We start from the raw sequence: 12,928 nt of genomic DNA, 5'->3' as shown, positions 1-12,928 counted from the left end.
CAGCGTCAGGTCATCGGCGAAGTGCCGGTCGCCGGTGGCGTCGGGCACGTACTTCACACAGACAACGATCCTCAAGCTCACGCCGGCTCTCCTACTGCATCGTCATTTCTGGGCTGCCTTGTTGCACGCAGCATAGGCGCCCGATGGGGCGGTTTCCGGTCGGGGCGACCGACGCTCCGACCAGACATATTACTCGCCAGTACACCCAGTGCGTCACCCATGAGCAAGCGCTTTGGACTGTGACCTGGCCGACGCTCGGCGCCCAGGTGCCACCTGGGAGTTCTCAGTCCCGCAGCGCAGTGAATCGACCCTGGTGATAGAGGAGCGGGCGACCGCCTCCGGCCGGGTCGCCGACCACGGCCTCCGCGATCACGATCCGATGGTCCCCCGCCGGGATACGGGCCACCACGCGGCAGACCAGCCACGCCAGCACACCGTCGAGCACCGGCACGCCCTCGGGCCCACTGCGCCAATAGGTGGACGGGCCGAACCGGTCGGCGCCGCTGCGGGCAAAAGTGGCGGCCAGCTCCTGCTGGTGCTCACCGAGTATGTGTACGCCGATGTGCTCGGCCTCGGCCACGACCGGCCAGCTGGAGGACGAGGTCCCCACGCCGAAGGAGATCAGCGGTGGCTCGGCGGCGACGGAGTTGAGCGAGGTGGCGGTGAAGCCGACCGGCCGGTCACCTGCGGCGGTGATCACTGCCACACCGGCGGCGTGCTGCCGGAAGACCGAGCGGAGGAGTTCGGGGGAGGCCGTGCGGGAGGTACCGAGCTCGGGCGAAGCCGTCATGGAAATGTCCTTCTGCGGAGGAGGCGTACGGGGCCGTGATTGCTCAGGCACCCGGACAGCGCGCACTCGCGTTGCGGGCGAGATCCACATGGACCCGGCCGTAGAGAAGGAGTTCTGGCGGCATAGCGTCAGACTGACGATGCGTGGTGGGTGCAGTCAAGAGCGTTTCGCAATGTGGGAGATGCATCACGGTCCGTCACATCGCCTGTCCCAGTGCGGCGACGACGTCGACGGTGCGCGGCTGTCCGACAGCCCGTCGGACGATCCGGCCGGCGGCGTCGAGGACCAGTACGGTCGGCGTCCGGCTGATCCCCAGCTCGCGCACGAGAGTGAGATGCGCCTCGGCGTCGATCTCGACATGGGCGACGCCGTTCACCATGCGCGCCACCTCGACGAGAGTGCGGCGGGTGGCCCGGCAGGGCTGACAGAACGCACTGGAGAACTGCACAAGGGTCGCCCGCTCCCCCAATTCCGCGCCGAGTTGGGCCGCGTCCAGCGTTCCCTCGCGTGTCTGCCCGTCCACCTTCGGCCTCCTGTCAGAGCTCTTCGCAAGTGGTCAGCACCACCGGGCACCGAGACATTCCCGGCGGTTCCACGTGACGAGAATCTCGCGGCCCGCGCCCTCGGAGACTGGCCACCGCGTCGCGCATGGGGCACGATCGGCGCAATGCCGCAAACCTACGGCTGCGTAACTTCCGCCGGGAGAACCCTCCTCAGGCGCAGAAGAAGGGTCTTCCCCAGATGGCAGAACTCGTCTATCGACCGGTCATCGGCGCCGCTCGTACATTTTTCAAGGCGCTTGACCTGAAGATCGACACTCAGGGTTCCGAGCACATCCCGAAGACCGGTGGCGCGGTACTGGTCAGCAACCACATCAGCTATCTGGACTTCATCTTCACCGGGCTCGCGGCTCTGCCGCAGAAGCGTCTTGTCCGCTTCATGGCGAAGGAATCGGTCTTCCGGCACAAGGCCTCCGGGCCGCTGATGCGCGGCATGAAGCACATCCCCGTCGATCGCAAGCAGGGCGAGGACGCATATGCGCACGCCCTCGACTCACTGCGTTCCGGCGAGATCGTCGGCGTTTTCCCCGAGGCCACGATCTCGGAGTCGTTCACGCTGAAGAGTTTCAAGTCGGGCGCCGCCCGGCTGGCCCAGGAGGCCGGCGTACCGCTGATCCCGATGGCGCTGTGGGGGACGCAGCGGCTGTGGACCAAGGGCCGGCCGCGCAATTTCAGGCGCAGCCACATTCCGGTGACGATCCGGGTCGGCGAGCCGGTGGAGGCACCCACCGACCAGTACGCGGGTGCGATCACCCGGCGACTGCGGGAGCGGGTCCAGGAGCTCCTCGAAGCGGCCCAGCGCGCCTATCCCGTACGCCCGAAGGACGCGAGCGACACCTGGTGGGTGCCCTCGCACCTCGGCGGTACTGCTCCGACGCCCGCCGAGGTGCGCGAGAGGAGCTGACGCGGCCGCCTCACTGCCACGACCGAGACGTCACTCCGGGGTGCCGACGGTGATCCGCGCCCCGGGGCTCAGCTTCTCCAGCCACTCGGCGAGTTCGGCGCCTGCGGCTTCGAGTTCGCCGATCGTCATGGGCGCGAGGCGCTCCAGCAGGAATACGGCATTTACGGACTCCTCGGTGAGCCGGGTGCGCGCACCCTGACGCCAGTTCCAGCGACGGCAGGTGACGCCCTCGTCGTCGCACCAGACGACTTCGCCGGGCTCGGGGTGCTCCACGGTCTCCTCACCACCCGCGACGGTGGGGAACGGCTCCTGGCCGGTGGAGCGCACGAGCCGCATGGTGCCGCTGATGCGGTCGGTGTCCTCGCCGCCTACTGGGATCAGATGGGCGACGCTGATGGCGTTGTAGAGGTCGACCAGGAGATTGATGCGCGGCAGCCCGGCGTCGGTGAGCGCGCGCCGGGCCAGGGCCTCGGCGGAGTTGCGGGTGCGGGAGGGTTTGGCGCCGAAGGCGGTGTAGGTGTCGCGCCAGGCGGCGAGGTGCGGGTCCTCGTGCGGGGCCCGGCCGTCGAGCCGCTCGGCCAGGCGGCGGGCCGCCTCGTCCAGCAGGGCCGAACTTTCGTCGTTGCTGGGCCCGTTGACCAGGCCGTGCGCTTCTACGGCGAGGTGGGTGAAGCCGGGGGCGAGGGTGCGTACGTCGTCGGAGACGGTGAACGTCAGGGTCATCGGCTGCCTTGCCTCGGGACGGGATCTCAGAGCTCTGTGGGAAGGGTGCGCCACAGCTGCGGGCGGTCCTCTGAGGACTGCAGGCCGCGCAGTACCGCCGGATGCGGTGCTGCATAGAGTACTGGATAGTCCACTTCATTGAACTCCGGCCTGACGGGCCACGCCAGCCGCTCCGCGTCGAGCGAGAAGTGGGCGTCGACGCCCGGCTTGTTGCCCCGGGGGTCCTGACGGTCCCAGCGATCGCGGCCTGGCAGCCGTACGGCGATCAGCCCGTGCACGGGAGCCGGATCCCCGTTGCCCTCGCCGAACCTCTGGTAGCAGAGGGCGGTCGGGATGCCCGCCGCGCGGAGGAGGGCGGCCAGGGCGTGGGATTTGGAGTGGCAGATGCCATTGCGCGTCGCGAGGACGTCGGAGGCACGCCAGGTGACCCGCATGTCGCCCGAATCGGCGGAGTGCACAACGGTGTCACGTACGAAAACGTAGGCGGCAGCAGCGTATGCATATGCGTCGGTGGTGGTGCTACGGAGATCGGCGACCGTCTCCCGTACCAGCGGATGCTCGTGGTCGATGGCCTCGTCAGCAGCGAGATAGGCGGAAAGTTCCGGGACTTGCTGGATCAGCTCCATGGCCGCCGAGCGTAAATAAGCGGCCGACCGGATGTCAATGACTTTCCGGTCGACCGCATATCTATTCAGATATGGCTACTTCGCCATCTCTTCCTTCAGCGCAAGAACGAATGCGTCGACATCGTCCTCCGTCGTGTCGAAGGAGCACATCCAGCGCACATCACCGGCGGCCTCGTCCCAGAAGTAGAAGCGGAAGCGCTCCTGCAGCCGCTCGCTCACCTCGTGCGGCAGCCGGGCGAAGACGGCGTTGGCCTGGACGGGGTGGAGGATCTCCACACCGCCCACCGCACGCACGCCCTCCGCGAGCCGCTGGGCCATGGCGTTGGCGTGCCGGGCGTTGCGCAGCCAGAGGTCTCCGGCGAGCAGCGCCTCCAGCTGTACGGAGACGAAGCGCATCTTCGAGGCAAGCTGCATCGACAGCTTGCGCAGGTGCTTCATGGCGCGGACGGCGTCCGGGTTCAGGACGACCACGGCCTCGCCGAAGATCGCCCCGTTCTTCGTGCCGCCGAAGGAGAGGACGTCGACGCCGACGGTGTTGGTGAACGTACGCATCGGTACGTCCAGCGACGCCGCGGCGTTGGCTATCCGGGCCCCGTCCAGGTGGACCTTCATGCCGTGGCCATGGGCGTGATCGCAGATGGCGCGGATCTCGTCGGGTGTGTAGACCGTGCCCAGCTCGGTGTTCTGGGTGATCGAGACGACCTGCGGCATCGCTCGGTGCTCGTCGTCCCAGCCGTACGCCTGCCGGTCGATGAGCTCGGGCGTGAGCTTGCCGTCCGCGGTGGGCACAGTGAGCAGCTTGAGGCCGCCCACCCGCTCCGGGGCGCCGCCCTCGTCGACGTTGATGTGGGCGGACTCGGCGCAGATCACCGCGCCCCAGCGGTCGGTCATCGCCTGGAGGGAGACGACGTTGGCGCCGGTTCCGTTGAAGACCGGAAAGGCTTCGGCGGTGGGGCCGAAGTGACTGTGCATGACGCGCTGGAGGTGCTCCGTGTAGTCGTCCTCGCCGTAGGCGATCTGGTGACCGCCGTTGGCGAGGGCGATGGCTGCAAGGATCTCCGGGTGCGTGCCCGCGTAGTTGTCACTGGCGAAGCCGCGTACCTGCGGGTCGTGGTGGCGTCGCGCGTCGGTCCTTACGGTTGTGGGGTCAGCCACAGGCGCTTTCCGTTCACTTCCGGGGCGGGCCGGTCCCAGACGCCGGCGATGGCATCGGCCAGCTCCTTGACGTCGGTGAAGCCCGCGAATTTCGCATTGGGGCGCTCGGCGCGCATCGCGTCGTGCACCAGTGCCTTGACGATCAGGATCGCAGCCGCGGTCCTGGGCCCTTCGTCGCCCCCCGCTTTGCGGAAGGAGTCCGCGAGCGCGAGTGTCCAGGCCTCGGCCGCCGCCTTCGACGCGGCATAGGCTGCGTTTCCCGCGGTGGGTTCGCTCGCCCCGGCCGCGCTGATCAGCACATAGCGACCCCGGTCGCTGCGCTGCAGACCCTCCTGGAAGGCCAGCGAGGTGTGCTGGACCGTGCGGATCAGGAGCTTCTCCAGCAGGTTCCAGTCGGCGAGGTCGGTCTCGGCGAAGGAGGCGCTGCCGCGCCAGCCGCCGACGAGGTGGACCAGGCCGTCGATCCGGCCGAATTCCTTCTCCGTCCTGTCCGCCCATTCGCGGGCGGCAGCGAGGTCCAGCAGATCGACGGTGTCACCGGTGACCGTGGCGCCGCCGTGGGCGTAGCGTGCGGCGTCCACCGCCTCGGCCAGGCGGGTGGCATCGGCGTCGGAGGCAACGACGGTCGCACCGGCCTCGGCGAGCCTCAGCAGCGTGGCCCGGCCGGCCGGGCCCGCGGCACCGGCCACCGCGACCACGGCACCTTCGAGAGCACCGCTCCCGTTGCCCTTGCCGTTTCCGTTCATGGCCACCGCCTCCTTAAGCCCGGCGCTCACGCGGCTGCCCGCTCGGCATCCGCGGCGGTGATCCCCTTGGTCGAGGCGATCACGTTCTTCAGTTTCTTGGAGAGCGCCTCATAGAACATGCTCAGGGGAAACTCGTCCGGAAGCACGTCGTCGACGAGCTTCCGCGGCGGCTGGGACAGATCCAGCGCGTCCGGGCCCTTGGCCCAGCGGGAGCCCGGGTGCGGGGCGAGGTAGGTCGAGACCAGGTCGTATGCGGCGAACCAGTGAACGAGCTTGGGACGGTCGATGCCGTCGCGGTAGAGCTTCTCGATCTCGCCGCAGAGCTGGTTGGTGACCTGCGGGGCACGGTCCCAGTCGATCTTCAGGGTGTTGTCGGTCCAGCGGATCACGTCGTGCTTGTGGAGGTACGCGAAGAGCAGCTGGCCGCCGAGGCCGTCGTAGTTGCGGACGCGCTCGCCGGTGACGGGGAAGCGGAACATCCGGTCGAACAGCACGGCGTACTGCACATCGCGGCCCTGGGCGAAGCCGTCGGCCTCCAGCTTCACGGCCTCCTTGAAGGCGGTGAGGTCGCAGCGCAGCTCTTCGAGCCCGTACATCCAGAACGGCTGGCGCTGCTTGATCATGAACGGGTCGAACGGCAGGTCGCCGTGGCTGTGCGTGCGGTCGTGGACCATGTCCCAGAGCACGAAGGCCTGCTCGCAGCGCTGCTGGTCGCCGATCATCTCGTGGATGTCGTCGGGCAGCTCGACGCCGAGCAGATCGACCGACGCCTCGGTGACCCGGCGGAAGCGGGCGGCCTCGCGGTCGCAGAAGATTCCGCCCCAGCTGAAGCGCTCGGGGGCCTCGCGCACGGCGACGGTCTCCGGGAAGAGCACCGCGGAGTTGGTGTCGTAGCCCGAGGTGAAGCCCTCGAAGGTGATGCCGCAGAACAGCGGGTTGTCATAGCGGGTGGCTTCGAGCTCGGCCAGCCACTCGGGCCAGACCATCCGCAGGACGACCGCTTCGAGGTTGCGGTCCGGGTTGCCGTTCTGTGTGTACATCGCGAAGACGACCAGGTGCTGGAGCCCGTCGGTGCGGTCCTTGGCCGGCTGGAAGGCGAGCAGCGAGTCGAGGAAGTCCGGCACGCCGAAGCCGTCCGTGGCCCAGCGGCGCAGGTCCATGACAAGGGCGTGGTGGTATGCGGCGTCGTGCGGAAGCAGCGGGGAGAGCTCCTCGACCGCGGCGATCACGCGGTCCAGCGTCGCCCGGGCGGCTGCCCGGGACGGCGCGCCCTCGGCGTCGAAGTCGATGGAACCGTCCTTCGACTGCCAGGGGCGGATCTCTTCCACGGCATTCTTGAGCGCGGGCCAGGCTGGGTGATCGACCACCCGCCGATCCGTAGCTATGTCACCTGCGGCAACGTCGTGCACAAGAATTTCCGTCATAACACTTCCTCCACAGGAGAACCTCGCGTTAAGCAACCGTATCCAAGTGCGCTTCCTTCGGACAAGTGGGCCCCAGAAAATTATCCTGCCGCCCCCCATGGTCACCGCGATTTTTCCTGCACAGAACCTTCCCTGCGAACGCTTCCGTCGGCCGGACGCATTCTGGGGGCTGCCGGCCCGCCCGGCCTCGCACGCATGAGCGTTCAGGCCGTGCAGGGCGCGCCCACGCATGAGTGACACAGCTCGCCGGGCACGGCCGCCTGCCGGTAGGACGGAGGGCATCCGCCCTACGCGTCACCTCGGGAGATCCGCCGCGTGAGTATCCGTGCCGTCCTTGTCGCAGCCGTCATCACCGGGTTCCTGCTCGGTGCCGCCGACGTCCAGGGACACGGCGCCACTCCCCCTCGTCCGAGCGGTTCTCTCCCGGGGGTGGGCCATTAGGCTGCCGAATTGCCGTAATGCCGTAGTGCCTCGTGGGTAGGAGCCGCACGCGGGAAGACGCCGTCGACGGAAGCGAGTTGCCTTGTCTTTTCTCACCATCGGTCATCGCGGAGTGATGGGTGTCGAGCCGGAGAACACCCTGCGGTCGTTCGTCCATGCGGAACAGGCCGGGATGGACGCCATCGAGTTGGACCTTCATCTGAGCAAGGACGGCGCGCTGGCCGTCATGCACGACGCTGACGTGGACCGTACGACGGACGGCAACGGTCCGATCGCCGAGAAGACCCTGTCCGAGCTGCGCGAACTCGATGCCGGACTGGGCGAGCGGGTGCCGGTCTTCGAGGAGGTGATCGACGCCGTACGGTCCCCCGTGCAGGCGGAGATCAAGGATGTGGCCGCGGCCCGCGCCCTGGCCGAAGTGATGCTGCGACGCGGTCTCGTCGACCGGGTCGAGGTGTCGTCGTTCCACGACGAGGCGGTCGCCGAGATCGCCCAACTGGTGCCGGGGGTACGGACCGTACTCATCGCGAGCCGCTGGCAAAACGATGTGGTGGACCGGGCGAAGGCGGTGGGTGCGGCAACGCTGGCGCTGAACATCCGCCGCCTCACCCTGGAGGTGGTCGAGCAGGCGCACGCCGAAGGGCTGAAGGTCCTCGGCTGGGTGGTGAACACCCAGGACCATCTGCGGCTGGTACGCGCCCTGCGGCTGGACGGCGCGACCACCGACTACCCGGAAATCCGCCGCGCCGGCCGCTTCACCGCGTGATCGCCGGCCCGGTCAGGCCCTGCCTGGTCAGACCAAGGTCTTGATCAGCAGCTCGAACGTGAGATCGTCGCGCTGCGGGATGCCGAAGCGATCGTCGCCGTACGGGAACGGGCTGAGCTTTCCCGTACGGCGGTAGCCGCGGCGCTCGTACCAGGCGATCAGCTCCTCGCGCACCGAGATCACGGTCATGTGCATCTCGGTCACCCCCCAGCTCTCCCGGACGGCGCGCTCGGCCTCGGCGATGATCACCTTGCCGAGACCGGCTCCCTGCAGCTCGGGGCGGACCGCGAACATCCCGAAGTAGGCGGCGTCACCGCGGTGTTCGAGCTGACAGCAGGCGATGAGCGCACCGTCGCGCTCCACCACGAGCAGTCGGCTGCCGGACGCTTCGACGACCTGGCGGACACCGTCCGGGTCGGTCCGCTGCCCCTGCAGGATGTCCGCCTCGGTGGTCCATCCGGCCCGGCTGGAGTCCCCGCGGTACGCCGACTCGATCAGCGTCACGAGTGCGGGCACATCGGCGTCGGCCGCGTCGCGGAAGGTCAGCTGTCCCGAGTCCTGGGCAGGGGCTATGTCCATGGCGGTGGCTCTCCGTTTCTCTGCTGTGGCCGTGCCGAAGCAGCGTAACCCGCGTGTCGCGGACCTAGAGTCTGGCGCATGGTTCATGTGCTGAGCAGCCGGATCCTGTTGCGTCCGGCCGAACCCGAGCGGTCACGGATCTTCTACGGCCAGTCCCTCGCGCTGCCCGTCTACCGGGAGTTCGGCACCGGCCCCGAGCGGGGCACGGTCTACTTCCTCGGCGGGGGCTTCCTGGAGGTCTCCGGGCGCGCCACCGCACCGCCGGTGCCCGGCCTCGAACTGTGGCTGCAGGTCGCGGACGTCCGGGCGGCGCACGAGGAGGTGTCGGCCCGCGGCGTCGAGGTGCTGCGGCCGCCGGTGCGCGAGCCTTGGGGGCTCGTCGAGATGTGGATCCGCGATCCGGACGGGCACAGGATCGTCGTGGTGGAAGTACCGGAGGGCCATCCGCTGCGCTACCGCCCGTAGCAGTGCCGGTGCGCTGTCAGTGCGCGGCGCGGCTTCTCTCCACGCAGTCGACGACCACGGGCAGAGCCTTCAGGAGCCGTTCGGGTCTCCGTCAGGCGTTCACGCAGCCGGGAGCGGCGTCGGGCGCGGGCCTCGGGCAGTTGCTGGAGGAGCTTCATGGCCGGCATCCGCTCCACCACCGGGCATGACAGGCCGACGGACTTCTTGATGTCGGCCGGGCGGCGGATGACGGTGGTGGAAGCGCGTATCCAGCCCAGCCGGCGGCCGCCCGGACGTCACAGCGCGGCGGGGAACACCCCCTCCGCGCGCTCCCCGTGCACCTCAGTGCGCCGCGTACGACGGTCCAGGTCCGGGCATCGACTAAGGGGGACCGATGTCGTACGTCCAGGGGGAGGTGCGCTGTGCACGGACCGGCGATGTCCGGCTGGCTGCTCATGACGTTGTGCGGGGTGACGGGCGCGTACTGCCTGCTGCGCAGCACGCGCAGCGAGACCGGGGAGGGGCGCAGGACGGCGCGTGCGGAAGCGCTGATGGGCTTCGGCATGGCCGCCATGGCGGTGCCCGCTGCCGTCGTGACACCACCTGTGTGGGGGTGGGCGGTGTACGCGGTGCTGTTCGGCGCGGCCTCGTTGCGCGCGCTGTGGTTCTCCCGGCACAGCGGGCACCATCTGCACCATCTGGTCGGGTCGTCGGCGATGGTCTACATGGCGCTGACGATGGCACCGGGCGGTGGAGGGGCGCACGGCGAGCACGGCGGACACGCGGGCCATGGTGTCGCGGCGACGGCCGGGGGCATACCCCTGCTGACCGGACTGCTGCTGGCTTACTTCGCGGTGTATGTGCTGCGTTCGGGGGCCCGGTTGATACCGGTGGCCGCCACGGCGAGCGGCGGCGGCGGGCCGGTCGGGGGCAGCTGGGGCGCATGGCCCGAGCTGGCTCTTGCCTGTCGGCTGACGATGGGGATCGCCATGTTCGCGATGCTGCTCACTCTGTGAGACAAAGGGCAGGCCAAACCGTGGCGTACATCACTTGCCGTGCACAGCCATACCCGTGGCTACCGCGCCGCTCATAGGCTGACGCCATGTTGGTCTCCCTCGCGCTGCTGCTGCTCGGTGCGCTGGCCGCCGTCGTGACCCCGCGTCTGATGGCGCGGGCTCAGTGGCCGGAGCGCGAGCCCGTCGTTGCGCTGTGGGTCTGGCAGTGCGTGGTGGCCGGGGTGCTGCTCTCCTTCGCGCTCTCCATGACGTTCAGTGCGGCCGCGGCCTGGCAGGCGGTGCGCGGGCATGTGTTCGCGCCGGCGCCGCGTGCCGTGGTGGAGGCGTATGCGCTGGGCGGGCACGGGCAGTGGTCCGCGGCCATGGCCGTGCTGCTGGCGCTCGGCGGGGTGTGGACGGCGGCGATGCTGACCCGGGAGATCCACCGGGCTCAGGTCCGCCGCAGGCAGCGCCGCACCGAATTGCTGGTGCGTTCCCCGCTGATGCCCGGGGAGGAGCCCGGCAGCGGCCGGCTCGTCGTGCTGGAGGGAGAGCGTCCGGATGCCTGGTGGCTGCCGGGTGCCGCGCCTCAACTGGTCATCACCACGGCGGCACTTGGCCGACTGAAAGGCCATCAGCTGGATGCGGTGCTGGCTCATGAGCAGGGGCACGCAAAGGCCCGGCACGACTGGCTGCTGCACTGTTCCGGTGCGCTCGCGATCGGGTTTCCGCAAGTGCCGGTGTTCGCGGCCTTCCGCAACGAGATGCACCGGCTGGTCGAGCTGGCCGCGGACGATGTGGCGTCGAGGCGCTTCGGACGGCTGACGATCGCTCTGGCCCTGGTGGAACTCAACGAGGACCGGGGCGTGTTCGGCCCGTGCCCGGCGCCGGACGCTCAGTTGCCACTGCGGGTGAACCGGCTGCTGACCCCGATGGAGCGGCTCACCGCGGGCCGCCGGCTCCGGCTGACCGCGGCGGCCGCCCTGGTACCGGTGGTTCCGCTTCTCGTGGCATTCATTCCGGGACTCAGCGCACTGGGATAGCCGGGTGCGCGGATCGTCCGCGAAGATCGCCCCATGCCATCCCCGCCGCTCGCCCCACCGGCCCGCACCCGTTCCGGCGTCACGCCGTTCGGCACGGCCGTGGTCAGCACCTCTGCCGCCCTGGTCCTGCTGATCCTGGTCGCCGTGCGCTGGTCGCCGCTCATGACGCTGGACCGTACGGTCGCGGACGCCCTGCACCGCAGGGCGGTCACCGAACCCGGTCTCGTCCACGCGAACCGGATCCTGACCGACTGGGTCTGGGATCCATGGACCATGCGCGCCCTGATCGCGGTGGCCGTGGTGGTGCTGTGGTGGCGCAGGGCGCGGGCCCTCGCGGTGTGGGTGGCGGGGACGAGCGTGCTGTCGACTCTCCTGCAGCAGGGGCTGAAGTCCGCGGTAGGCCGGGCGCGGCCGCAGTGGCCGGACCCGGTGGATTCCGCCCATTACGCGGCGTTCCCCTCCGGTCACGCGATGACGGCGACGGTGACCTGCGGTCTGCTGCTCTGGCTGCTGCGACGGCATGGCACGGGGCCCTGGGTGTGGCGGGCGGCGCTGGTGGTGGCATGGGTCTCGGTGGTCGGGGTGGGCGTCACCCGGCTCTACCTGGGGGTGCACTGGATGAGTGACGTCCTGGGCGGCTGGCTGCTCGGGGCGGCCCTGGTCGGGTTCTCCGTCGCCGGGTTCGCCAGGTACGAGGAACGCGGCGGACCGGTCTTGCCGTGGCGCTCCTGAACCCGGAAGGATCGCGTCCATGCAGATCAAGGGTGTGCTCTTCGACTTCTCCGGGACTCTCTTCCGTATCGAACCGGTCCGGTCCTGGTTGCGCGCGGTCCTCGCCGAGCGGGAGGTGGCGGTGAGCGAGGCCGGCTTCGAGCGGTACGCGCGGGAGCTGGAGGCCGCCGGGGCGCTGCCGGGCGGTCCGCCTCCCCGGCACGTTCCTGCCCGGCTCGCCTCCGTGTGGGCCACCCGCGACGAGAGCGCGGAACTCCACCGGGAGGCTTTCACCGGACTGGCCCGGCAGGTGGCCCTGCCGGATCCGGACCTGTACGACGCGCTGTACGAGCGGCACAGATCACCTTCCGCCTGGCAGCCCTACCCGGACGCGGCGGAGGTGCTCGGTGCGCTGCGTGACAGCGGCACCCGTATCGGTGTAATCAGCAACATCGGCTGGGACCTGCGGCCGGTCTTCCGGGCGCACGGCCTGGACTCCCTGATAGACGCCTACATCCTGTCGTACGAGCACGGCGTCCAGAAGCCGGACACACGGCTCTTCCACACCGCCTGCACACTTATCGGGCAGGATCCGGCGGATGTGGTGATGGTCGGCGACGACCGGCACGCGGACGGCGGGGCGGCGGCGCTGGGCTGTGACGTGCGCTTTGTGCGGCATCTGCCGGTGGAGGAGCGGCCCGATGGGCTGCGGATGCTGGGACTGGCGCCGGGCGTTGCCTGAGAGACATGTGAGAGATGTCCCTGACGCCCAATGGGTCGGATTGTCACATCGGGGCCTTAGCCTGTACGCATGTCCCGTTCTCCGTGCCCCTCCGATTCCGTGCGTACCGCCGCCGTGGTGAACAAAGAGATTCGTGACCTGTGGCAGCGCTCCGGCGGCTGCCTGTCCCCGGAGGACGAGGAGCAGTACCAGCGGCTGTTGGTGGAATGGGCCGCGGCGACCGGCAAAAGCGTCGGGGCCGCCGCCTGACGCGGGCGTCGATCGCGGCGTCCCGCCGGG

Annotated in this window: 16 protein-coding genes and 1 pseudogene; 8 read left to right on the top strand and 9 right to left on the bottom strand. The window is 69.4% G+C overall.

Annotated features, from left to right (window positions below):
- From ACGFU7_RS17290 to ACGFU7_RS17280, 3 genes and pseudogenes are all read right to left on the bottom strand, one after another.
- Positions 1-81: pseudogene (locus ACGFU7_RS17290) on the bottom strand (electron transfer flavoprotein subunit beta); the annotation flags it as partial.
- Between the two features lie 202 nt (positions 82-283).
- Positions 284-790: a flavin reductase family protein gene (locus ACGFU7_RS17285; RefSeq protein ID WP_393696618.1), complete on the bottom strand. Its 507-nt coding sequence runs from the start codon at positions 788-790 to the stop codon at positions 284-286.
- 196 nt (positions 791-986) lie between these two features.
- Complete coding sequence (locus ACGFU7_RS17280; protein WP_393696617.1) at positions 987-1,313, bottom strand: TlpA family protein disulfide reductase; 327 nt, start codon at positions 1,311-1,313, stop codon at positions 987-989.
- 218 nt (positions 1,314-1,531) lie between these two features.
- On the opposite strand from ACGFU7_RS17280, the gene ACGFU7_RS17275 reads away from it, so the two are divergent.
- Positions 1,532-2,254, top strand: coding sequence for a lysophospholipid acyltransferase family protein (locus ACGFU7_RS17275; RefSeq protein ID WP_393696615.1), 723 nt, complete (start codon positions 1,532-1,534; stop codon positions 2,252-2,254).
- A gap of 30 nt (positions 2,255-2,284) precedes the next feature.
- Here ACGFU7_RS17275 and ACGFU7_RS17270 read toward each other — a convergent pair whose 3' ends face one another.
- From ACGFU7_RS17270 to ACGFU7_RS17250, 5 genes are all read right to left on the bottom strand, one after another.
- A complete protein-coding gene (locus ACGFU7_RS17270; RefSeq protein ID WP_393696613.1) occupies positions 2,285-2,977 on the bottom strand; it encodes a B3/4 domain-containing protein in 693 nt (230 codons plus the stop codon).
- Positions 2,978-3,003: 26 nt separating this feature from the next.
- Positions 3,004-3,603 carry a transglutaminase domain-containing protein gene (locus ACGFU7_RS17265; protein ID WP_393696611.1) on the bottom strand — a complete coding sequence of 200 codons (600 nt, stop codon included), beginning with the start codon at positions 3,601-3,603 and terminating at the stop codon, positions 3,004-3,006.
- Between the two features lie 75 nt (positions 3,604-3,678).
- Complete coding sequence (locus tag ACGFU7_RS17260; protein ID WP_393696609.1) at positions 3,679-4,758, bottom strand: threonine aldolase family protein; 1,080 nt, start codon at positions 4,756-4,758, stop codon at positions 3,679-3,681.
- The gene (locus ACGFU7_RS17255) at positions 4,737-5,504 is read right to left on the bottom strand and encodes an SDR family NAD(P)-dependent oxidoreductase (protein ID WP_393696607.1); all 768 of its coding nucleotides are present in this window, start codon (positions 5,502-5,504) and stop codon (positions 4,737-4,739) included. Before ACGFU7_RS17255 ends, ACGFU7_RS17260 begins: the two co-directional genes overlap by 22 nt.
- Positions 5,505-5,530: 26 nt before the next feature.
- The gene (locus ACGFU7_RS17250) at positions 5,531-6,928 is read right to left on the bottom strand and encodes a DUF6421 family protein (RefSeq protein WP_393696605.1); all 1,398 of its coding nucleotides are present in this window, start codon (positions 6,926-6,928) and stop codon (positions 5,531-5,533) included.
- Positions 6,929-7,484: 556 nt separating this feature from the next.
- Here ACGFU7_RS17250 and ACGFU7_RS17245 point away from each other — a divergent pair.
- A complete protein-coding gene (locus ACGFU7_RS17245; RefSeq protein ID WP_393696639.1) occupies positions 7,485-8,135 on the top strand; it encodes a glycerophosphodiester phosphodiesterase in 651 nt (216 codons plus the stop codon).
- Positions 8,136-8,162: 27 nt separating this feature from the next.
- On the opposite strand, the gene ACGFU7_RS17240 is transcribed toward ACGFU7_RS17245, so the two are convergent.
- Positions 8,163-8,714, bottom strand: a complete 552-nt coding sequence (locus ACGFU7_RS17240) for a GNAT family N-acetyltransferase (RefSeq protein WP_393696603.1) — start codon at positions 8,712-8,714, stop codon at positions 8,163-8,165.
- A gap of 78 nt (positions 8,715-8,792) precedes the next feature.
- Between ACGFU7_RS17240 and ACGFU7_RS17235 the strand changes: the two genes are divergently transcribed.
- From ACGFU7_RS17235 to ACGFU7_RS17210, 6 genes are all read left to right on the top strand, one after another.
- The gene (locus ACGFU7_RS17235) at positions 8,793-9,179 is read left to right on the top strand and encodes a VOC family protein (RefSeq protein ID WP_393696601.1); all 387 of its coding nucleotides are present in this window, start codon (positions 8,793-8,795) and stop codon (positions 9,177-9,179) included.
- 401 nt (positions 9,180-9,580) lie between these two features.
- Positions 9,581-10,174, top strand: a complete 594-nt coding sequence (locus ACGFU7_RS17230; RefSeq protein WP_393696599.1) for a DUF5134 domain-containing protein — start codon at positions 9,581-9,583, stop codon at positions 10,172-10,174.
- 86 nt (positions 10,175-10,260) lie between these two features.
- Complete coding sequence (locus tag ACGFU7_RS17225) at positions 10,261-11,196, top strand: M56 family metallopeptidase (RefSeq protein WP_393696597.1); 936 nt, start codon at positions 10,261-10,263, stop codon at positions 11,194-11,196.
- A 33-nt stretch (positions 11,197-11,229) separates the two neighbouring features.
- Positions 11,230-11,928, top strand: a complete 699-nt coding sequence (locus ACGFU7_RS17220; protein WP_393696595.1) for a phosphatase PAP2 family protein — start codon at positions 11,230-11,232, stop codon at positions 11,926-11,928.
- Between the two features lie 19 nt (positions 11,929-11,947).
- Complete coding sequence (locus ACGFU7_RS17215; RefSeq protein WP_393696593.1) at positions 11,948-12,649, top strand: HAD family hydrolase; 702 nt, start codon at positions 11,948-11,950, stop codon at positions 12,647-12,649.
- A 69-nt stretch (positions 12,650-12,718) separates the two neighbouring features.
- Positions 12,719-12,898, top strand: coding sequence for a hypothetical protein (locus ACGFU7_RS17210; RefSeq protein WP_393696591.1), 180 nt, complete (start codon positions 12,719-12,721; stop codon positions 12,896-12,898).
- The last annotated feature ends 30 nt before the right edge of the window (positions 12,899-12,928 follow it).

The sequence above is a fragment of the Streptomyces sp. NPDC048473 genome (genome assembly GCF_043200155.1).
Classification (GTDB): Bacteria; Actinomycetota; Actinomycetes; order Streptomycetales; family Streptomycetaceae; genus Streptomyces.
Note: the sequence above shows the minus strand (reverse complement) of the source record. Positions and strands in the feature narration are given on the sequence as shown.